Origin of the sequence: Coprococcus sp. AM97-35, from assembly GCF_027697525.1 — a bacterium.
Classification (GTDB): Bacteria; Bacillota; Clostridia; order Lachnospirales; family Lachnospiraceae; genus Allocoprococcus; species Allocoprococcus comes.
The window spans coordinates 160,067-179,555 of record NZ_JAQESL010000004.1 but is presented as its reverse complement, the minus strand read 5'-3'; the positions used below and the strand labels follow the sequence as shown (position 1 = coordinate 179,555).

At 44.7% G+C, this 19,489-nt stretch carries 24 protein-coding genes; 9 read left to right on the top strand and 15 right to left on the bottom strand.

Annotation, left to right across the window (positions count from 1 at the left end; all coding sequences use genetic code 11):
• Window positions 1-72: 72 nt before the first annotated feature.
• From PG840_RS05820 to ligA, 3 genes are all read right to left on the bottom strand, one after another.
• Window positions 73-546, bottom strand: a complete 474-nt coding sequence (locus PG840_RS05820; RefSeq protein ID WP_005333427.1) for an LPD11 domain-containing protein — start codon at window positions 544-546, stop codon at window positions 73-75.
• 21 nt (window positions 547-567) lie between these two features.
• Window positions 568-1,071, bottom strand: a complete 504-nt coding sequence (locus PG840_RS05815) for an NADAR family protein (RefSeq protein WP_023921566.1) — start codon at window positions 1,069-1,071, stop codon at window positions 568-570.
• A 77-nt stretch (window positions 1,072-1,148) separates the two neighbouring features.
• On the bottom strand, window positions 1,149-3,143 hold the full coding sequence (ligA, locus tag PG840_RS05810) for an NAD-dependent DNA ligase LigA (protein ID WP_040015507.1): 1,995 nt from the start codon (window positions 3,141-3,143) through the stop codon (window positions 1,149-1,151).
• Between the two features lie 277 nt (window positions 3,144-3,420).
• Between ligA and PG840_RS05805 the strand changes: the two genes are divergently transcribed.
• From PG840_RS05805 to PG840_RS05770, 8 genes are all read left to right on the top strand, one after another.
• Window positions 3,421-3,675 (top strand): hypothetical protein, encoded by a 255-nt coding sequence (locus PG840_RS05805; RefSeq protein ID WP_005333435.1) that lies wholly within the window; start codon window positions 3,421-3,423, stop codon window positions 3,673-3,675.
• 73 nt (window positions 3,676-3,748) lie between these two features.
• Window positions 3,749-3,997 carry a winged helix-turn-helix domain-containing protein gene (locus PG840_RS05800; protein ID WP_005333437.1) on the top strand — a complete coding sequence of 83 codons (249 nt, stop codon included), beginning with the start codon at window positions 3,749-3,751 and terminating at the stop codon, window positions 3,995-3,997.
• A 94-nt stretch (window positions 3,998-4,091) separates the two neighbouring features.
• Window positions 4,092-4,766 (top strand): response regulator transcription factor, encoded by a 675-nt coding sequence (locus tag PG840_RS05795; protein ID WP_023921570.1) that lies wholly within the window; start codon window positions 4,092-4,094, stop codon window positions 4,764-4,766.
• The gene (locus PG840_RS05790; protein WP_055155762.1) at window positions 4,754-5,956 is read left to right on the top strand and encodes a HAMP domain-containing sensor histidine kinase; all 1,203 of its coding nucleotides are present in this window, start codon (window positions 4,754-4,756) and stop codon (window positions 5,954-5,956) included. Before PG840_RS05795 ends, PG840_RS05790 begins: the two co-directional genes overlap by 13 nt.
• A 70-nt stretch (window positions 5,957-6,026) precedes the next feature.
• The gene (locus PG840_RS05785; protein ID WP_005333443.1) at window positions 6,027-7,091 is read left to right on the top strand and encodes an ABC transporter permease; all 1,065 of its coding nucleotides are present in this window, start codon (window positions 6,027-6,029) and stop codon (window positions 7,089-7,091) included.
• A complete protein-coding gene (locus PG840_RS05780; RefSeq protein WP_022415113.1) occupies window positions 7,088-7,744 on the top strand; it encodes a hypothetical protein in 657 nt (218 codons plus the stop codon). Before PG840_RS05785 ends, PG840_RS05780 begins: the two co-directional genes overlap by 4 nt.
• A gap of 4 nt (window positions 7,745-7,748) precedes the next feature.
• The gene (locus PG840_RS05775; RefSeq protein ID WP_005333452.1) at window positions 7,749-8,621 is read left to right on the top strand and encodes an ABC transporter ATP-binding protein; all 873 of its coding nucleotides are present in this window, start codon (window positions 7,749-7,751) and stop codon (window positions 8,619-8,621) included.
• A gap of 62 nt (window positions 8,622-8,683) precedes the next feature.
• A complete protein-coding gene (locus tag PG840_RS05770; RefSeq protein ID WP_005333454.1) occupies window positions 8,684-9,085 on the top strand; it encodes a winged helix-turn-helix domain-containing protein in 402 nt (133 codons plus the stop codon).
• 32 nt (window positions 9,086-9,117) lie between these two features.
• On the opposite strand, the gene PG840_RS05765 is transcribed toward PG840_RS05770, so the two are convergent.
• The 12 genes from PG840_RS05765 to PG840_RS05710 form a co-directional block, all read right to left on the bottom strand.
• Entirely contained in the window at window positions 9,118-9,402 is a 285-nt protein-coding gene (locus PG840_RS05765) for a hypothetical protein (RefSeq protein ID WP_005333456.1), read from the bottom strand.
• 55 nt (window positions 9,403-9,457) lie between these two features.
• Complete coding sequence (locus PG840_RS05760; protein WP_005333458.1) at window positions 9,458-10,066, bottom strand: hypothetical protein; 609 nt, start codon at window positions 10,064-10,066, stop codon at window positions 9,458-9,460.
• A complete protein-coding gene (locus tag PG840_RS05755) occupies window positions 10,066-10,443 on the bottom strand; it encodes a hypothetical protein (protein ID WP_005333460.1) in 378 nt (125 codons plus the stop codon). Before PG840_RS05755 ends, PG840_RS05760 begins: the two co-directional genes overlap by 1 nt.
• Window positions 10,424-11,002, bottom strand: coding sequence for a hypothetical protein (locus PG840_RS05750; RefSeq protein WP_005333462.1), 579 nt, complete (start codon window positions 11,000-11,002; stop codon window positions 10,424-10,426). Before PG840_RS05750 ends, PG840_RS05755 begins: the two co-directional genes overlap by 20 nt.
• A 5-nt stretch (window positions 11,003-11,007) precedes the next feature.
• Window positions 11,008-11,256: a hypothetical protein gene (locus tag PG840_RS05745; RefSeq protein ID WP_005333464.1), complete on the bottom strand. Its 249-nt coding sequence runs from the start codon at window positions 11,254-11,256 to the stop codon at window positions 11,008-11,010.
• Window positions 11,257-11,275: 19 nt separating this feature from the next.
• Complete coding sequence (locus tag PG840_RS05740) at window positions 11,276-11,794, bottom strand: AbrB/MazE/SpoVT family DNA-binding domain-containing protein (protein ID WP_005333466.1); 519 nt, start codon at window positions 11,792-11,794, stop codon at window positions 11,276-11,278.
• Between the two features lie 62 nt (window positions 11,795-11,856).
• Window positions 11,857-12,543, bottom strand: a complete 687-nt coding sequence (locus PG840_RS05735) for a hypothetical protein (protein WP_005333468.1) — start codon at window positions 12,541-12,543, stop codon at window positions 11,857-11,859.
• A gap of 16 nt (window positions 12,544-12,559) precedes the next feature.
• Window positions 12,560-14,677, bottom strand: a complete 2,118-nt coding sequence (locus tag PG840_RS05730) for a vWA domain-containing protein (protein WP_005333469.1) — start codon at window positions 14,675-14,677, stop codon at window positions 12,560-12,562.
• A complete protein-coding gene (locus tag PG840_RS05725) occupies window positions 14,674-14,940 on the bottom strand; it encodes a helix-turn-helix domain-containing protein (protein ID WP_270613418.1) in 267 nt (88 codons plus the stop codon). The genes PG840_RS05730 and PG840_RS05725 overlap by 4 nt, the downstream gene beginning before the upstream one ends.
• Window positions 14,941-14,949: 9 nt before the next feature.
• Window positions 14,950-16,761 (bottom strand): AAA family ATPase, encoded by a 1,812-nt coding sequence (locus PG840_RS05720; RefSeq protein WP_005333473.1) that lies wholly within the window; start codon window positions 16,759-16,761, stop codon window positions 14,950-14,952.
• Window positions 16,762-16,777: 16 nt separating this feature from the next.
• Window positions 16,778-17,554, bottom strand: coding sequence for a hypothetical protein (locus tag PG840_RS05715; RefSeq protein ID WP_022415111.1), 777 nt, complete (start codon window positions 17,552-17,554; stop codon window positions 16,778-16,780).
• A 141-nt stretch (window positions 17,555-17,695) separates the two neighbouring features.
• Entirely contained in the window at window positions 17,696-18,397 is a 702-nt protein-coding gene (locus PG840_RS05710) for a single-stranded DNA-binding protein (protein ID WP_005333477.1), read from the bottom strand.
• Window positions 18,398-18,722: 325 nt separating this feature from the next.
• Here PG840_RS05710 and PG840_RS05705 point away from each other — a divergent pair, with 325 nt between their 5' ends.
• Entirely contained in the window at window positions 18,723-19,421 is a 699-nt protein-coding gene (locus tag PG840_RS05705; protein ID WP_005333481.1) for a response regulator transcription factor, read from the top strand.
• Window positions 19,422-19,489: the final 68 nt, after the last annotated feature.

The following is a 19,489-nucleotide window of genomic DNA, read 5'->3' as shown; positions in this document are numbered from 1 at the left end:
TTCAACTGTTCCTATTATATCAAAATATGAATGGATAATATAGAGGGTAATTTCTGATAAATGATGAATTGTCTAGTCTGAGCAGTTCTTCACGGGTATTCCGGTTTCTGTCATTACTTTTTCGTACTGAAGAAGCTGTTCCCAGGTCAGCCATTCCGGTTTCTGATCTGTGGGAAAACCATTCCATAATTCTTTCATACGGGCAATATGGTTTTGAACGCTATGATTGCATAGGATAGACGGACTGCGATTTCCGTAGCCCAGATAGTATTCACAGTCAGACTGTAATTTACTTAACATCCGGTACTCGAATTCATAGGAACTTCTTTGATACGGAGCCGGATGAAATGTGTACTCCTGCTGTATGGGATGGGAAGGTTCTCCATCAATATGGTTAAAAGATAAAGAATAAAGATTCGGTTCAGGCTCTTTGCCAAGGTCAATATCCTTCCACAACTTTCCGAATTGGTCCTTATATACCGGACAGGAAAAATCATCCATGCCAGTATACTCAAGCACTAATTTTGTTTTTGCATTTTCATTCATTCTATTAGACCATCCTTTCCTTTATTGCAGACATTGAGGTATATTATTGGGCGCTGTTTCTGCATTCCACTGCAGCTTCGCACGTACATCCATCAGGATGATTCCTAACTGGTTTTCTCCGCAGTTATTGACTTTGCCCCAGAAATAGTCACCCCAGTTGTTTCCTTCAATAAGTGTGGACTCTCCGGTTGCAAGAAGTTTATCCCGGAGTTCCGGGTTCTGCATGAATTTGCACATGCAGATTTCATACATGAGCCGGACTTTCACTTTTTCCCAGTCCGGGCGTAATGTAAGATCTCTGCCGAGTTTCTTTGCATCAGAAGGATTATGCATCCGAAAAATACAGAATTTGCGTTGCTCTCTCGCAGAGAGTGTTTTCTGCGCTTGAAAAGCAGCTTCATTATTTGCATAGGTTTGTCCCATGTAAGAGACCGGTGCCGGATAGAAATTGCTTAGAAAAGCATAATCTCCCCGAAATTCATTGATCTGTGTAGGTATACGCTTGCTTGTATTTGTTTGATTCATTATAAATTCCTCCTTTGTAAAAGAGGTGCGGCCTTTCAGCCACACCTCAAAATAATTCTCATCTATTGCAGAGATGGTTATGCAATCATCTCCAAAAATTCAGCTTCTGTAAGAATTGGAATACCAAGGCTCTGGGCTTTTGCCAGTTTGCTGCCGGCTTTTTCCCCGCAGATCAGGTAATCGGTTTTCTTTGTTACAGAGCTGCCAGGTTTGGCACCAAGCTCCAGAATCTTATCGTTGATACCGTCTCTGGTAAAATGCTCCAGTTTCCCTGTTGCTACGATGGTACATCCTGTAAATTTGTTTTCTTTTGTCATAATGGTCTCTTCCTTTCTTTGTTCAAATGTGAATTCGTTCTGTAAGTTTTTCCATAAATCAAGATTTGCTTCATCTGCAAACCAGGAATGGATGTTGTGATTTAAGATTTCGCCAAAATCCTCTAACTGAGTGAAGTCGTAATCTCCGACAGCCGCCTGTTCAAATGCAGTTAAATTTCCGGAAAATACGGTGTCCAGAATCCGGCTTTTGGTTCTGCCGATCATAGGAATATCCATGGAAACCAGATAGCGGACAAAGCTGGTCCTCCGGCTGGCGTTGATGGATTCCCACAAGCGGTCGAAAGATTTCTCACCATATCCGTCCAGTGCCACAATATCTTCCCGGTGTTCCTCCAGATGATAGATGTCCTGAAAAGAGTGCAGATAGCCCAGATTCAGGAATTTTTCTAAAGTGGCTTCTGACAGTCCTTCGATGTTCATTGCCTTCTTGCTGGCAAAATGGACAAACCTTCTTGTGATCTGGCTGTCGCACTGCGGATTATCACAATGCAGAGTTTCTACGGTGCGACCGTCGCTGGTCTTACGGCTGTAGGTTCTGGTTTTGGAACCACAGCAAGGGCAGACCGGAGGCGTGATGTCGGTATACCTTCCACGATCCAGATTATCCTCTATATGTGGGATGATCATGTTTCGTTTGGAAACAAGAATCCGGCATCCGGGTACAAGCTCCAGATTTTTGATAAAGGTCAGATTATGAAGGGAAGCTCTGGAAACATCACAGCCGTCAATCTCCACGGTATCGAAGATGCCGACCGGAGCAATCTCTCCGAATCTGGTCGGTGTCCATTCAATTTCACGCAAGAAAGTTTCGTAGGTATCATCCTCAAACTTATAGGCGAGGCCGTCCTTATAGTGGTGTCCGGTTTTTCCGCAGCTTTTGGAGTAGCTGAGACTGTCAAAAATCATGACAATGCCATCGATAGGAAGATGTAAATTTGCTGCTGTGGATACCAATTCCTGAATGAATTTCTCCGCATATTCTTTTGAAAGTCCGGTTCCTGAAATTGAGAAAAACGGGCAGTAACCAAAGCCCAGGTGTGTTAAACCTTCTAATTTGCAGGCTCTGCTGTCCGGGAAGGGAACATCCTCCATTCCTTCTAATACATTGAACGGAAGAAAGCGAACACAACGTCCGATACAGTTCTTCGGATCAAGACTTCGTACTGATCCGGAAGCAAAATTACGTCCGTTTTTATAAGGTTTTCCATTTCCATCACGCAGAGTATCTTTCAGACGTTCAAAATCATTGGTTGGTATAAAAGACTCACCGGTAATGACCAGACGTTCTTTGTGTGGAATGGTAAGCGGTACATTTAAAAATGCCGGGATATTGTGTGTAATATCTTCCCCCACTTCACCATCTCCACGGGTAGAAGCCTGAATCAGTCTGCCATCTTCGTAAATGAGTTTGGTAGTCAAACCGTCCAGTTTCAGCATAAAGAGAACTTCCTGTCCTTTCATGAAATCTAAAAGCTCTGAAATCAGTTTTGTTTTCTCAAGCGAGAGCAGTGGAATCGGATGGGTGACTTTGGCAAGTTCACTGACCGGATAATATCCAACCGTCTGTGTCGGAGAATTTGACAGGATGAAACCAGTCTGTTCCTCCAGTTCCTTCAGTTCGTCAAAGAGTCGGTCATACTCGGCATCAGATACCAGAGGGGCATCCTGATTGTAGTAGGCATGACGGTATTCATTGAGTTGTTTTACAAGATTCTTAATTCTTTTGACTGACATAGAGTCTCCTTTCTTTTGTGGCGTGCCAGTTCCGGAATCATTTGTTTCCGTAATCCTCCTTTCCCTGCGTTCAGGCATAAAAAAAGAGAATGACGCTTATGTTCATTCTCAAAATAGATGCAGTTTCCTGCAAAATAAAAAAAGCCAGAAGTCCCTGCTGCTTGTTGGGCATAGGAAAACTCCTGACTACGTTTCAAACCTAAACTGCGTGTGATAAATCCTTTCCGGATTGACACAAATAATTGATATAAGAACAGTATAACACTAGATGTAGTATATGTCAAATGAAATAGATTCCTCAATGAAGCTTTTGCCTTATGTTGATGACAAATTTGTCGGCTACAGGAATAAAAGCGTTCAGGATTTCAGATTTGCCCTAAGCGAAGGAATTCGTAGCCAGGTATTTTTTGCCACTTTCGTGGAGAAAGTCGAAAACCAGATAAAATCAATCTCTGTCATAAATGCCTCTAAACTGTTTTTACATCGTAGTGGTTATGCAAGTTCTAAATTTAAAAATAATTTTCACGAATAACTAACTTTTCTATATGCTGAATTGTCATAAAATATAGATTATTAAATTTGAAAGCAGATTGAAGGTGATAAACATGAGAAGTTATAAACGGTATACCAGGCGAAAGAGACTTTTGAAGCAAATCGCTGTGGTTGCTTTATCTCCTAATCGGGTATTCACGAAAGAACAGATCTATCAGCATATCTATGAGGAAGCGGAGTCAGAAGTGAATAACCGAATTTACGGTCTGATTAAGAACTTGAGAAAGAAAATAGAAGAAAATCCGGAAACACCGCACTACATAGAAACGATACGTGGTGTTGGTTATCGCTTTCGGGCATAAAAGGAGCCGTCCGGCAATGGGCGGCTCGAAGTGTTTCTCTTGTTGTTTATTTATTGTTTTTTTCGTTGTATACTGATAAAACGAGGTGATAAAAGTGGCATATAGAATTTTGATCGTGGATGATGACATCGAATTATTAAAGATGTTAAAGAACTATTTTGAAATCAAACGATATGATGTAATGATGGCAGAAGATGGCACAGATGCTTTGGAAAAAATCCATAAGAAACCGGATATTATCTTGCTGGACATCAATATGCCTAAAATAGACGGATTAGAAGTATGCAGACGTATCCGGGGCAAAGTAACTTGTCCCATTATCTTCCTGACGGCAAAAGTGGAGGAGCAGGACAGGGTAAACGGGCTTTTATCCGGTGGGGATGACTATATACTGAAGCCGTTTAGTCTGAAAGAACTGGATGCTCGTATTATTGCACATTTGAAGCGTGAGGAGCGTCATAAAGGGAAGTCTGAATACAGATTCCACGGAGACCTCAGTATTGATTATGGAGCAAAGAGGGTTCAGATCGGTGAAAATGATTTGGAGCTTACGAAGCTGGAATATGCAATCATTGAGTTTTTGTCCATGAATCCAGGACAGGTTTTTGACAGGGAGCGGATATACGAAAAGGTGTGTGGTTATGATGCGGAAGGTGACAGCCGTGTTGTTACGGAACTGATCCGGAGAGTGAGAAAGAAACTGGCGGAATATACGCAGACAGAATACATTGAGACAGTATGGGGGATGGGGTATCGATGGAAAAGATAAGAAATTTATCCTTGAAAAAGACAATGGTTTTATATACGATACTCAGCTTGATTGTCACTTTTTTTCTTTCTGTGTCAATTATTGAGATTGCCGGGCAGATACAGGAGGAGGTCTGGTGGAAGTACGTGGATCAGGACGAGTATTATCAGGCAATGAATGACCGCAATGAAAATTTTGAGGTAGTGGTACCGAGACCGAATCAGAGTAAAATGAGCAGAATGGACTGGCATATTTCAGAAACCTGTGATTTCCTTCAGACGTACGGAGTATTGCTTTTTTCTTTTGCCGGATGTGGAATTGCGGTCAGCCTGTTTTACAAAAATAAATTAAAGAGACCGATTCAGGAACTGAAGATGGCATCACAGATGATTGCGGAGGAAGATCTGGATTTTCATATGGCTTATGAGAACGAGGACGAGATGGGGATGCTGTGCAGGGAATTTGAAAGGATGCGTGGGCAGTTGGAAGAAAATAACCGTAGACTTTGGCAGATGATCGAAGATGAGCGGGTACTGCGTGCAGCGATTGCCCATGATATCCGCTCGCCGCTTGCAATCATGCGGGGATATCAGGAAATGCTTTTGGAATTTGTTCCGGAAGATATGCTTGATCAAGAGAAAATGATGGAGATGTTAAGGGGCGGTATGCTTCAGATTGAACGGATGAACCATTTTATTGATAGTATGAGGAAGATGACGAAATTGGAAGAACGGGAATTAAACTGTTCCGTGGTAGATATCCGGCAGTTGATAAACCAGATAGAAGCTCTGGCAGAAGTCGTGGTGGAAAAATCAGAAAAGAATTTTACAGTGACGACAGTGAGAGAATCTGAAATACTGACTGCGGATGAGGAAATCATCATGGAAGTAGCGGATAATCTGTTGGCTAACGCATTCCGCTATGCCAATCAGGAAGTTAGGCTGAAGCTGACAGTGACACCCCAATATCTGAAAATGAGTATCAGGGATGACGGAATTGGATTTCAGGAAAATATCGACAGGGTGACACAGGCGTTTTATCATGAGAATCCACAGGATGACTTAAAGCATTTTGGAATGGGTATGTATATCAGCCGTATCTACTGCGAACGGCATGGTGGGAAACTGCTGATAAAAAATGTAGCAGATGGCGGTGCGGAAGTTGAGGCAGTGTTTAAAAATTATGTATTAGAAGAACAACAGCAGAAATAAATGGCTGTTGTTTTTTTGTTGTGATTTGTAGGCTATGCTGTTTGTAGAAAAAAGAAAGGCGGGATGACTTATGAAAGCAATCATAAAAAGGAATCTGAAAAATTATCTTAAAAATCCGATATTCTGGATCGGTTTGATTGTTGTTTTAATCAGTATGTACCAGACACTTGCACCCTATCTGTCCATTCATTACGTGAAGTCGGATGAAACCTTCAGGAAGGTAAAAATGGCCTCCGATGGGGATGTTATGGAGGGATGTATTCCGGCAACACCGGATAAGGAGAGAGAACTGTGGGAGAAAGAGATTGTAAAGATACTTCAGGACACAGAGAATGGGTTTGGCATGTCGGAAGTAGAGGCGGAGGCAGTGATATCTGAGATGAAACAGATGAAGATTACGGAGGCGTGTCAGTATCTGAAAACGGAATACCACTTTAATGGTGCCAATTATGTGTATGAGGACGTTTCATGGTATCAGGGAAGCCCGGAGGAAGTCAACCGGTATATCAGAGAAAATCTTGAGAAACATCCATTCTCCTATTATTTCGGAAGAAAATTTACAGATTTTGCAAGCCTGCATATGGCATTCTTTGCAACGGTTCTGCTGGCGTTTTTATTTTTCCAGGATATGAGGAAAAATACTTATGAATTGCTGCACACCAAACCGATGACGGCTTTTCAATATATTGCCGGGAAAATAAGCAGTGGATTTCTCATTATGACGGCGGCACTGGTCATTATGAATATCGTATTTATCATTTTGTGTTACGCCACGGCAGTAAAATCAGGATTTGCTATGAACATACTGGATTTTGTTCAGAATTCGATCCTGTATGTCCTGCCGAACATCCTGATGATCTGCTGTGTGTATGCGGTTACAGCGCTGCTGTTTAAGAATCCGCTTCCAGCGGTTCCGGCGCTGGTTCTTTATATCATTTATTCTAATATGCTGACATGGGATAGCAAAGGACAGTGTCATGCAAGACCATTCTCTATTATGGTTCGATTTCCGGGGAATTTTTTTGAAACGGAATTGCCACATCAGGTATATCTCAATCAACTGCTTCTTGTGGCAGCATCCATACTGCTCATGTTTATAGCGGTGTGGATGTGGAAAAGGAGGAGAGTATATTGAAGAAAGAAGTAAAAATATGTATGCCATATTATAAAATTGCATATTCAATCGCTTTTGTTGTGATATTGAGTGCAATCCAGCCTGTTGTATATGCGAATGAAATCGGGCAGGCAGTAGAAAGAGCTGTTTCGCTTCTGGCAGTCGTTTTCTGTGCAGATACTTATCTGGTGGAAGTGCAGAGCAAACGCTCGGAAGTATTCTGCCTTTATAATCTAAAAAAGCAGGCAGGGGTAGTTTATAAAAGACTATTTGTGCAGGTAGCTTATCTGATTGGAATCAGTTTGTTGGCATATGGACTCTTTTATTGGCAGAAACCGGTGAATCTGACAGAAGAATTAGATGGCGGTGCCTTGTTTGGAATTTATTGTATTGCGATTCCCGGAACTGTTTTGTTTTGGAGTGTGCTTTCCGTAACTGTCAGCAATCTGGTTCGAAACAGATGGATTGGTATGGGTGTCGTGCTGCTTTTCTGGTTTTTCTCTATTTCCGGAAAGGCAACTCAGTTTTTGAAAAACTGGGGACCATTTTCCTACGGAACTTGTGATTTCGGTAAGCTGACAGAGTGGAGATGGCTTGGCGGGAAGGTGCTGTGCGTGGTATTTGCGGGGATGATGCTTGCATTTGTTCCTAAGATATTAAAGAAGAGAGGGTAAGATTATGAGTATAAGAATAGACGATTTAACAGTAACATTTAAAAATGGAGTGACAGCGGTAGATCATGTGGATCTGGAAATCCCACATGGGATATTTGGTCTGTTAGGTGAAAATGGTGCAGGAAAAACAACGTTGATGCGGGTGCTTACAACGGTGCTTGCACCCACAAGTGGAAAAGTTCTGTTAGATGGTACGCTATATTGCGAAGCAAATTACGAAAAGATACAGAAAAAGATTGGGTATCTGCCACAGGAAATTGATCTGTATCCGTCTTTGACTGTTCGAGAATGTCTGGAGTATATGGGAGATCTGGCTGGAATTGAGAAAAGAGAAAGCAAGAAAAGGATTGATTACTATCTGGAGAAGACCAGTCTTGCAGACCATCAGAAAAAGAAAATGCGGCAGCTTTCAGGTGGAATGAAGCGAAGAGTTGGATTAGTGCAGGCATTACTCCATGAGCCGGATTTTTTAATTGTGGATGAACCAACAACAGGGCTCGATCCGGAGGAACGCATCCGTATCCGTAATTTACTGGTAGATTTTGCAGAAGAACGCACCGTATTATTTTCAACGCATGTGGTGGAGGATCTGATGGCAACCTGTAATCAGCTTGCGGTTATGAAAAAAGGTAGATTCCTTTATACAGGAACAATGAGGGAATTATTGAATAAGGCAAGAGGGCATGTATGGGAATGCTGTACAGAGGACGAAAGCCTTGCAAGAGAATTAGAAAGAAAATATCATATTTCCAGTAAGCAGTATACGGAGGAAGGAATTAGATTAAGACTGTTAGGGGAGAATATGCCGTCAGAAAGTGGATGTATAGCTTGTGACGTAACTTTGGAAGATGCATATATCTATGTAACCAATCGATAAACATTGTTAATGAGGAGTGAAAGCTAAATGCTAAGAAAAGCAGGTGATGTTATGGGAAAGTGATGATTCTTACCATTTCTGATTCCGAAGAGGGAATCCTGAATAAAATTAAATCAGTTCTAGCCTGCGAAAGTACGTTAGAAGTTATGGAGATTACAAATTCTGAAAAGTTGACATTCCAAGGTTTGGAAATAGACCAGCTTCAGCGGAGCGTAATCAAAGATGGTAAGGTTGTGGAACTTACCAGACATGAATATGACCTGCTTTTTTATCTGGCCTTATCCCCCAATCGGGTATTTACAAAAGAACAGATTTACCAGCATATTTATGAGGATGTGGAGTCAGAAGTGGATAACCGTGTCTATGGGTTAGTCAAGAATCTGAGAAAGAAAATAGAAGAAAATCCGGAAGAACCGCACTACATAGAAACGATACGTGGTGTAGGCTACCGTTTTCGGGCATAAAAAGAGCCGTCCGATTGGGCGGCTCGAAGTATTTAAACAGCAGTTTTCTTCACTGCCTGTTTATAGTTACCGGTAGCATCGTAATCTCCAGAGAGGAGCAGATTCTGGCGAAATTGCTCCAGTTTGATCTTGAAGCGTTTCCCATCCTCAACAGTCGTAAGCATGGTAAGAGCTTCTAGCATTCCCTGAATATATCCGGTTAGCAGGTAATATCTGCAGGGTTCTTCCGATGGTGAGATATTGGACAGGGTTTCTTCCAGATGTTCCTGACGTTCCCTGAGCCATGCATCCCAGACATCCAGTTCCAAATCAGTCATGGTGTTCCTCCTTTAAATCTGATGATAATCGTCTTTGGTGTGGAGGGGAGAAGTTTCATGCACAAGCATTTTTCTGCTCCAGATCCAAATATGGATTTGTAAATTCAAAAATAATAAGTTCATCCGCATCGAACATGAGCTCCAACTCTTTTAGTGTAGCTGCTGGATATCCGCAATCTCTGAATCGTTCTAATACGTCTGTTTCCGTTTCAAATGGTTCACCGTCTTCCAGCTTTTCTCCGATTATTAAGCCACATGGAGTCAATAGGCTTTCTTCATATAAGCGGACACAATATCGGTCAGGGAAAAATAGGTGTGCTTCATCCGTGTTATAATAAATTCGTTCTCCAGGTTCTATGCTTTGCATCACAAAGGGAACATGATATGCAGCGGCTATCGCCTGATATGCTTCATAAAGTGGAGTCCATGCTGTCTCTAAAGAAAGTAGAATATACGTATCATTCCATTCCATGTAGCTGACATTTCCACGAAGAGATATTCCGGTGGAATCTATTTTCTTGTGGGAAAATAAATTGCCAATCCAGCATAAATCAGGATTCTGGTTCAGAATGATGTAGGTTTCCAGGTCCTCCCACAAGTCATATAGTCCTTCCGGATTTCCTTCTGTATAAAAGATCACATCATCACAGCAGATATTTGCCATTACACATCCACCTCCGTTCCAAAAGTTTCACCCATATTCTGGTTGGAAACCGTAAGGTTTACAGGGGATAAGGTGCCAGAGGCAAGCCATTGTTCGATTGCATCAATTACCTGCTCCAGCGTGTCGTTATAAGCCACATTGCAGTCTTCCAGTCGGAGAAACTGCAGGTATGCTTCATGAAGAAGGCTTGGATCATCACGCAGCGTTTCATATGGAAGGTTGCAGAGTCCGATTCTTTCCTCCAGACGTTCCATGGAGCGGCGGATGAAGTCGCAGGAAATAAATTGTTCCCGGTAGATGTTATAAGCAGCTTCAAGCTGGTCATAGGTCAAAATAAATGAGACTTTCTCGCAAGGATTAGATGGTTGTTCTTTCATGGTAAATTCCTCCATTCATACTATGATTGGCTGGTGGTACGGATTCTCTTTGTTCGGGAGTAAGATGTACCAGTAGTTTCCAGCGCAGGTCGATTTCTCGGTGAATCCAGGTATCATTTTCATAAACTTCATGTGTCAAAAAATTGTAAATTGTCGGTTCTTTTTCTATATCATCCAGATCTGCGACCAGACAAGTTGCCTGATTCACATAGGGCCAGAGTGCCTGTTCGACCATATGGCGTAGTTCCAGTATCAGAGGATATATCTGTCCTACATCATAGGTTTTGGACATGCAGGAGCTGATTTTCTTCAGCATCCCGGAAGTTTGTATCATCTGGTTGATGACGGTACATTGTTCCTCCACATCTGCATCCGGATTCAGGACCAGCCGGTGGAGCAGCACAGATTTTGCATAGGCAGAAGCGGTCAGGTTGATGTTTCTGACCAGTTCTTCATACGGCTGCTTATACTGTGTCTTCAGCACTTCCAGAGGCACATGTTCCCGGTTCTTCTTTAAGGTGGAGAGGAGCCCCGAAAGGCAGCTCTCCAGTTCTTCCATTCTTGTCAAGCACACATCGCCTCCAGCTCCATCGGAACACGGGTGTAGCTGAGACGGTAAATACTGTTGCAGGTCTCAAATACCACACCGTTTTCGGATACTTCCAGAATACTCTGCACCGGACTGGTAGCAAAGGTCTGGTTATAACTATAGATCCACGCCCGTTCTCCCAGATGGAGGGGCAGGGACAGGATTCCGGTGAGGACATATTCTTTCTTTTGGGTGGTGTGTAAGGTTATATTTGTATTCTTCATTGATTTCACGCTCCTTTCCTTACTTAATTTTGTTTGCAATTACGGCAGCGACCAGTTTAGCGCATCCCAATTCCATCTCGGATAAATGCTGTCCGGTTCTGGAACAGAGAAGAAGTGCCAGCGGCTCTCTGTCTTCCCTTAAAATCGGGAAAAAAGCACAAACCGGTTGACGGGTGTTGGATACCGGGTAGACAGGGCAGTTCTCAGCAGAGATCAGTTCCTGGCCGTCCGCAACCAATTCGGCGAGTTCTTCTGTAACGGGAGTGCCTTCCGGAAGATAGATGCCCGCAGATACGAGTATGTGAGCCTCACTGCAAATTGCGATACCACAGTGGATGACACTGTAGAGGACGGAAAGATAGGAAGCCATTTCCTCTTTTCCGTTTAAGTGGGTAGGGCATTTGCGTAAAAGTAGCTCCATTCCCACATTTTCCAGTTCCAGTGCATCTCCGTCTGAGAGCTTCATTTGTTTCCGGATTTCTGCAGGGATGACGATACGCCCCTGAGAGTCCATGGTCCGGATGAGTGCAATATTCATAACTAAAGTCTCCTTTCTTAAAAAGAGGAGAAGCAGTAAAGTACCGCTTCTCTTCTGAAAATTTAGGCAGCGTAAGGCGGAGCCTGTGCTGTCTGTTGCATTTGACTGTTCTGCTGGTCTGCCAGCATCCGTTTTCCGTTATTGATCAGTGATGCAGCAATCACCGTTTCCCAGTTGGAAATATAGGAATCCGTCCGCTTCAGAAGCGTGAACAGATCCATGTCGGTAAGCTGGATGGCTGTCGTCTTTTCGGACTGGAAGCTGCGTGGCTGCATGTAGGAACCACCGTTCTTATTCTGTGCTTTGATGCCTTTCCCATTTACAATCTGGATTTTCCATGGGCTTTTCATAGGCTGCCCTTTGGAATCATAGGGATGTCTGGAGATATAAAACATCTGGGCTGTGGAATAACCGTTCTGATCGGGATTGCCGTAGATCTTGCTCTGGCTCCATTCAAATTCCTGAAAACCGGAAGTGATCCGGGTTAAGAGGAACTGGATCTGTTCCGGTGCCAGGTTGAAACGGGTGATGATATTCCGGTCTCCGGTACCGTTGGAATAATCCTGAATGGTGATGCAGATTAAAGAATGTACTTTATGCCCGTTTTCCTGATATTCCCCTTTGGCATGTAGCTGTGCATAGTTGCCGAGTGGTGCGTAGCGGAGCCGGTCATAAAAGGCAATGAGTGCCCGGTCATTCTGGATCTTGCAGATCTGGTCGGTAATCCGGTTTTGATAAGTTTCATTCATGAGTATTCACCTTCCTTTATTTGAGATGCTGTTTGACAAGCTGTGCCATATTCTTTGGAAGCTCTTCCAGTTTCGTGATATCCAGGAATCCGTCCTTGTAAATCCTGCGGATATTTTCCTTATCGTCACCAATGGCAGCCGCAAACAGGATGACATCCCGTTTTTCGTATTCTTTCTTGATGCCCCGCAGATCTGCCTCTGCTTCCGTTCCGCTGTAGCCGTAATCGGCTGGCTGACCGTCAGAAATCAGGATCAGCAGCTTCTGAAGCTCCGGGCGTGTGCACAAATGCTCTGCTACGAAGCGGAGAGCTGCGCCGTCCCGGTTCCCGTTGCGGTCGCACATATCCATCAGCCGGTAACAGTCCTCATTGTCCACAGAATCAAATTCTGCATAGGAGTAAAGAGCAACGCCGCCTGCATCCGTGGAATGCCCGTAAATGGTGATAGGGATACCGAGGCTTTTACAGAAATCATAAAGGACAATGGCAGTCTTTCTTGCATGTGTCATCCGGTCACCCCAACCCATCGAACCACTCTCGTCAATCAGGAGGGCAACAGCCAGACGTTTTTCCTCTCCTGGAAGTCTGGTTCTGGTAAAGATGGTTCCGTCTGTCTTATAGAGAGCATGGGAGTCCAGACGTTTTCCAAACAGGAGATTCTTCTGCTTTCCGCCTTGCTGTTCTTCTTTCAAAAGCGGCAGGATGGTGCTTTGCAGCTTTTTGGAAGCCCGCAGGAGCGGGGGAGCAACTGTCTGGTATTCATTCTTCAGGTAATCGGAAACACTGGTCAGGCGATGGATGGTAACATGGATGCCTGCATGGGCATTGCCGTAATGAATATCATTGGCTGTTTTCTGCAGTTCCTCGGTCAGTTCCGTCTGACAGTCTTCCTGCACCTTTTCTGCAGCCACATCGTTCAAGATCCGGAACAGATCCTCTGCAGCATGCTCATAGCCGCTGCCCTGATACTGACTGACATAAGTGACGCCGGGGTTGTTTTCATCCAGAATGGTATTGGTCTTTGTAAGAGCGATGCGCCCGCCTTCTTCCGAAAGCACCTGTTTGGCTTCCTCTATAGCATCCTCTTTGGTACGTGGACCGGAAGGAGCATTGCCCTCATCATTCCCGCTTCCTTTTGGGGAAGCTGGTTTGATATTCTTTGGAATGGCACCGCTTTTTCCGGTCGGAAGAGGAGCGCCGCTGCTGACTTCATCCCCTAGAAGATCTTCCAGAGCATCGGCAGCGGAATCCTCGCCATGCATTTCCAATTCCTCCCGTGTTTTTTCGATGAGCGGCTGGATATAGTTCCAGGTCAGGGCTAAGAGCGCATTGGAAACCAGCATCCGGTCAGTGCCTTTTTCCGATTCCATTGCCGTATCCAGAAGATCGGTACAATCGGAAATGGTATCCAGATAATCCCCCTGATAGCCGGTGGGATTGTTGATGTTTCCGGTCCGGCAATAGGAAAGGATCAGGTTGGCAATGATGGAAAATGGCTGGTATTCTTTGTCAATTTGTTCCTGTATGGAAGGAATCTGTTCGGACATACGCAGGTTATTGAGTTCAATCCCCTGTCGGAAGGTGCCGTGGAATTCCTCACACATACGGTCTTCAATATGGATGTCTTCCAGAATGTTTTGAAAAGTTGCGGCGCATCGTGCCAGTGTCAGGCATCCGGCTTTGTCCTTTTCTTCTAACACTTCTTTGATCTCCTCCAGTGCTGTCTGATAAGCTGGAAGGGATAGCTCCGGCTCCTTCGGATAGAAGGAACCGTTTTCCAGACTCCTCAGATGAACAGCGTGGGCTGTGAAATCAGAATAGAGTAAGTGCCCCACTTCATGCCCGGTGAGCCCTGTCAGGCTCTGGGAACGTAAGAAACGGGTGGGGAAAGACTGGGTGATCGGGTTCGCTGCGTTGAGATGTACCTTATAATTGTCGGTATATGCAACGCCTGCCTGTTCGGAAATGTCCCAGTCCAGCAGTACCTGCAGTCCATACCGGTAACGTCCGGTAACGGCTCTGGCAAGGGAGGTCTGGTACTTCTGATAGGCAGCGGAGAGGAATAACTCCTCATCCGCAATGGAATCCTCTTTTGCCCGGATTAGTTTCTTTAAATTTCTTTGGCTGTGATTCACGTGATATTCTTCCTTTCTTTTCTTAGATTTTTTGTCAGCAGTTCCTCCATCGTGCAGCCGTAATACACAGCAAGGCGAAGGACGGCATAAGCCATCGGGGAGGAGTTTGCATTTTCATAATTCATAATGGTTTTCGGGGGAAGATTTAAGATTTTGGCAACTGCCTTTTGTGATAACTTCGGTGTTTTGGCTTGCCGGAGATAAGACAGATTATCTGCCAGATGCTTTCGGATCTGGGCTTCTGTGAGTGCTGCTTTTCTCATAGGCGTGTCCTACGCAGCAAGCACAGTATCCAGACAGCTTTCTTCCACTTCCGTACGGTTCTCAGCATCGGCAGAGGCAGAGGCAAGCACCGTGTAACGGGCCGCTTCCCGGATATCCCCGCAGACCATGTAGGACTGCACCCAGGAAATCAGCTCCCTCATGCCACAGCAGCCATCTGTAATGAGATTTTCCCGGCAGTAGACAGCCATGGATTTGACAATGCGTGTCATCAGACGTACCGTTTTTGCATCCTTGCATCCGGTAACAGCCATGGCACGTTCTACCTGTGTATCCTCATCCGGTTCATCCAGATCAATCACAAGGTTCATTCGGGAAATGACAGACTGGTTCATCTGTTTACAGCCTGCATAGTCATTGTTTGTGGTGATTACGATGGTCGTATCCGGATGACGGTGGATGGTTTCTCCGTTTGGAAGATATACGCTGTTACAGCGGTCTAAAAGGGAGTTAAGTCCAACCAGTACACCGGGATTAGCAATGACCGTAGGCTCCTGTATCTCAAGAATATACCCATAGCGGATGGCTTCGACTAGAGGCGTATCCACATACTGGAAGTTCTGTCCGGAGGTGTGTTCCTTATAATAGCTGTGCATTTCATCAAAAATCGTATCGATCAGCTTCTGGTAGGTGTCCTCGGCAGAAATTTCTTCATCATAGTTTCCGGTCAGCTTCTGATAGGCACCGGAGGGATCTAACTGGATTTCCTGAAAAGACGGGTACTGCCGCTGAAGCCGGGTGCGTTTTCCGTCCACATCCGGAAGAATCTGACCTAAAAGGTCGAATACCTCTGTATTTGCGGAACAGGTAATGCAGCGGTAAGGAAGGTGAAGTGCGGAAGCAATGGCTTTGGCTCCTTCGGTCTTTCCGGTACCTGCCGGTCCCCGTAAAAGAAAATTCCGCATCGGCTGTGTGGTATCCGTTGTCAGTTTTGCGTGTTCGCAGATCCGTTTGATTTCCGGAGGGATGATGTACCACTCTGCCAATGTCGGAACAGATACCTCCTCTTCCGGAGACAGCCTTCGGGATGCGGTCAGGATAAATTTCCCAACAAAATCATCTCTGGAAATGGCTGCCTGTGCTTTCTTAAATCCACTTCCTGGACGTAACACCTGAAAGTCTCCATGGAGCACTTCGGTTGGTGCATAGACCCCCTTCTGGATATTTAACGGTTTGATCAGCGACAATACGCCGTTTGCCGGAAGGTCAATCTTAACACCACCGGTCGGGAGACCTGATGCATAGCGGGTTCTCCGGTAAATGTTGTCGCAGAGAACGGCTGCTGTTTCCGCAGCGGCGTCCAGATCGGGATAACCGTTGTCCCGGTGCGCTTTTAATTCCTGATACTTTTCATTACACTCTTCATCTGCCAGAAAAACCGGCATCAGTGCGAACAGCAGAGCCGCACCGGACTGTTTGGAGTCTTTAAATTCGTATTTTTCCGGTGTGCTTTCCACATCCGGCGGAGGAGTATAGCAGCCTCCGTAAAACTTTCCGTTTAGCTGGTTGTAGACAACCACCTGAAGATCACCGGTTTTGCTCGGATATTCCGCCACAACAAAATTGTTGGATTGGGTACCGACCGCCCCAAGCTTTTCCGGCGGGGTACTGCCAACCGGGTTTTCCAGCTCCAGATAAGCAAGGACTGCCCGCAGGGTAGCTGCATGAAGCGTGGATTTTTTCCGTGGCTGAGTACAGTATTTGGATGCAATGTCATCAAAGATTGCATGGTCCGTATAATCCTCAAATGGTTCCGGGAGTTTGCGTTTGAACCCCCAGGTTGCTACGATGTTATTTGCCATGATTCGTTCCTCCTTCTTATGAGATCCAGGACAGTTCCAGTGCCTGCTCGGTCTCTTCTGTGGTCAATTCATCTTCAGTAAAAATCTCCGTCAATTCGCCCCAGTAATCTTTGGGCGGGAAATGTTCCAGCTTTCCCCGGACTTCCGGTTCAGTGCCGTTCAGAATATAGACATCTCCCTGCTCGTTGATAAACAGCTTTTCATAGCCCCTTGCCTGTAAGTCACCGACCAATTCCATCAGTAGCGGTTTCCCAATCAGGGAATACCATGATTTGGGATTAACGGCTGGTCTGGAATCCGGATTTCCTTCTGACGGTTCCTTTTTATGTAAGGATTCAATGGTCATCATCTGAAGCGTCAGACTGCCACGGGCATCCATGAGAATTTCCGCAAAATTATAACTTCCGGTATTCCGTGTGCGAATCCGTAATGGTTCCCCATCCAGTATCTGGGAGAGCGGTGGTTCTTTCACAAAATCCCATGTGGCATCCGGGAAGGCTTCCTTGAGCTTTCCGGTAATCTGGAATTTGATCTGTCTCCAGAGAATGGTTTCCAGATCAGGTGTTCCTTCCAGATGACGAGTTCTTTCTGGGCGTTTTCGTAGCTTATGCTCCCTGTTTTTCAGGCGTTCCGTGAAAAGCGGGAGAAGATAACTGAACAGCGTGACTCCGATACCGATCAGGGCAATGCCTGCAATCAGAAGCCGGTTGGCATCCTGTGGTACGAAAAGTGCTGCAAGAAACAGTACAAGCACGACAAACTGTAAGAATTTTTTTCGATTTGATTTTTTCATGAGCTGATTCCTTTCTGATTCATGATTCTTAGACAAGCCCGGAAGCTGGATGGGAAATCGCCGCTTCCGGACATGAAAAAGAGGAACTGCATCATCACAAAGATGATAAATGCAATTCCTCAACATAGGGTTCCTTGAGAGTTAATAGGGCAACTGGGATGCCATCTGTTCCGGCACATTTTGAAAGCCGTCAGTTGGCTGACTGCCCGGCATACCTCCGTAATTTGGCATTCCGGTATAACTGCCCTGCGGCGGGTAGCTGCTCTGTGGCTGACCGGTTCCGTTTGGCGGAGCCTGATACTGTCCGCCATTTGCAGGAGGCGTGTAGGCACCGTTAGCAGGAGCCATTCCCTGCTGTGGATAGCCGCCAGGCATTGCCTGATTCTGGTAGCTGCCATTGGGATTTCCCTGCATTGGGTAGCTGCCATTGCCGGCTGCACCGGGCGTTGCCGCACCACCATTCGGCTGGCTGTTCTGGTTTGCACCCGGATGTCCGGTATTGCTGTCAGAACGGTTGGATGGTACAAAGTGCCAGTCCTTGACATTGATCCTCGGACCGGCATTTGCCTGCCCCGCATTCTTTCCTTTCTGATAAATGAACGGATGAAGCTCCAGATCACCATAGATCATCAGCCCGGTTCCTTTCTTTACGCCTGCTTTTGCTAAGCGTTCTGCAAGGAACTTGTTAAAATAGCACTGATAGTAAATGGTTTCTTCCTTTCCATCCTGGCCTCGCTGTGAAACTGCAATGTCCAGAGAAACATATTCCGTACCGGAATTTTTTCCTTGCTGCATCTCAGGATCTCTTGTGGCCCTCCCTAAAATTGTTAAAATTGCTGACATAAAAATTCTCCTTTCTGCCTCTTTGGGCGTTAAAATAGATTAAAATAAAAAAAGTGCCATTATAGCACCGTATAAAACGGCAGTATAATGACACGATTTTCCAAACTTAAACTGCATATGCTTCTGGATGAATGGTCCAGACTCCCATGACGGGACAGCACAAAAACTTAAATACAAGATTATATTAACACAAGATATAGCATATGTCAAAAGAATTAGAACTATATATAGCATATGTAGACGAGGTGGAAGGATAATATCAAAAGAATTTTGGACATAGTTATAAAAGTGCAATATAATATTGTTTAAATCGGAAAATGGAAGGATGAGAAAAATGGAGCAGAAAAACAGAATTCTGATTGTAGAAGACGATACGGATATCAATAATCTTTTATATACGGCATTACAGAAAGCAGGGTATGAGACGGTACAGGCTTTTTCCGGGACGGAAGCGAGGATGCTGTTCCAGATGGATAAGGCGGGCTTTTCTTTGATTCTATTGGATCTGATGCTTCCGGGAATTTCAGGAGAAGAGGTGCTTGCCCAGATTCGGAAACAGGGCAATACGCCGGTTATTGTCCTGACAGCCAAAGACGGATTGGATGAAAAAATCGGGCTTCTTACCAGTGGGGCAGATGATTACATTACAAAACCGTTTGAGATACAGGAGGTGCTTGCCCGGATTCAGGTTCAGCTCCGCCATATGCAGCAGGAGCCGGAACATAAAAGCGTGTCATATAAAAACCTGGAACTGGACCGTGAGCGCTTTGAAGTCCGGATTGCCGGAGTGCTGCTTCCCAAAATTACAAAGCAGGAATTTGCAATTCTGGAGCTTTTACTGGAGCATCCGAAACAGGTCTTCAGCAAAGAAGAGATTTTTGAATATGCGTGGGATGAACACTATATGGGAGAGACAAAGACACTGGATGTACATATCAGCAATATCCGGAAAAAGATAAAAGCAGTAACGCAGGAGGAATATATTGATACCGTATGGGGAATCGGCTACCGTCTGCATTCTTAATCTTTACTCTTTTTTTACTATTTATTTGCGTTTGATTAGGATTTATCCGATATGATAACAGCAGATAA

What these genes read in the sequence shown, in the direction of transcription:
- PG840_RS05820 (WP_005333427.1), bottom strand. Translation starts at nt 546, where the DNA reads ATGAATGAAAATGCAAAAACAAAATTAGTGCTTGAGTATACTGGCATG.
- PG840_RS05815 (WP_023921566.1), bottom strand. Translation starts at nt 1,071, where the DNA reads ATGAATCAAACAAATACAAGCAAGCGTATACCTACACAGATCAATGAA.
- ligA (WP_040015507.1), bottom strand. Translation starts at nt 3,143, where the DNA reads ATGTCAGTCAAAAGAATTAAGAATCTTGTAAAACAACTCAATGAATAC.
- PG840_RS05805 (WP_005333435.1), top strand. Translation starts at nt 3,421, where the DNA reads ATGTCAAATGAAATAGATTCCTCAATGAAGCTTTTGCCTTATGTTGAT.
- PG840_RS05800 (WP_005333437.1), top strand. Translation starts at nt 3,749, where the DNA reads ATGAGAAGTTATAAACGGTATACCAGGCGAAAGAGACTTTTGAAGCAA.
- PG840_RS05790 (WP_055155762.1), top strand. Translation starts at nt 4,754, where the DNA reads ATGGAAAAGATAAGAAATTTATCCTTGAAAAAGACAATGGTTTTATAT.
- PG840_RS05785 (WP_005333443.1), top strand. Translation starts at nt 6,027, where the DNA reads ATGAAAGCAATCATAAAAAGGAATCTGAAAAATTATCTTAAAAATCCG.
- PG840_RS05775 (WP_005333452.1), top strand. Translation starts at nt 7,749, where the DNA reads ATGAGTATAAGAATAGACGATTTAACAGTAACATTTAAAAATGGAGTG.
- PG840_RS05770 (WP_005333454.1), top strand. Translation starts at nt 8,684, where the DNA reads ATGATTCTTACCATTTCTGATTCCGAAGAGGGAATCCTGAATAAAATT.
- PG840_RS05765 (WP_005333456.1), bottom strand. Translation starts at nt 9,402, where the DNA reads ATGACTGATTTGGAACTGGATGTCTGGGATGCATGGCTCAGGGAACGT.
- PG840_RS05760 (WP_005333458.1), bottom strand. Translation starts at nt 10,066, where the DNA reads ATGGCAAATATCTGCTGTGATGATGTGATCTTTTATACAGAAGGAAAT.
- PG840_RS05755 (WP_005333460.1), bottom strand. Translation starts at nt 10,443, where the DNA reads ATGAAAGAACAACCATCTAATCCTTGCGAGAAAGTCTCATTTATTTTG.
- PG840_RS05750 (WP_005333462.1), bottom strand. Translation starts at nt 11,002, where the DNA reads ATGGAAGAACTGGAGAGCTGCCTTTCGGGGCTCCTCTCCACCTTAAAG.
- PG840_RS05745 (WP_005333464.1), bottom strand. Translation starts at nt 11,256, where the DNA reads ATGAAGAATACAAATATAACCTTACACACCACCCAAAAGAAAGAATAT.
- PG840_RS05740 (WP_005333466.1), bottom strand. Translation starts at nt 11,794, where the DNA reads ATGAATATTGCACTCATCCGGACCATGGACTCTCAGGGGCGTATCGTC.
- PG840_RS05735 (WP_005333468.1), bottom strand. Translation starts at nt 12,543, where the DNA reads ATGAATGAAACTTATCAAAACCGGATTACCGACCAGATCTGCAAGATC.
- PG840_RS05725 (WP_270613418.1), bottom strand. Translation starts at nt 14,940, where the DNA reads ATGAGAAAAGCAGCACTCACAGAAGCCCAGATCCGAAAGCATCTGGCA.
- PG840_RS05720 (WP_005333473.1), bottom strand. Translation starts at nt 16,761, where the DNA reads ATGGCAAATAACATCGTAGCAACCTGGGGGTTCAAACGCAAACTCCCG.
- PG840_RS05715 (WP_022415111.1), bottom strand. Translation starts at nt 17,554, where the DNA reads ATGAAAAAATCAAATCGAAAAAAATTCTTACAGTTTGTCGTGCTTGTA.
- PG840_RS05710 (WP_005333477.1), bottom strand. Translation starts at nt 18,397, where the DNA reads ATGTCAGCAATTTTAACAATTTTAGGGAGGGCCACAAGAGATCCTGAG.
- PG840_RS05705 (WP_005333481.1), top strand. Translation starts at nt 18,723, where the DNA reads ATGAGAAAAATGGAGCAGAAAAACAGAATTCTGATTGTAGAAGACGAT.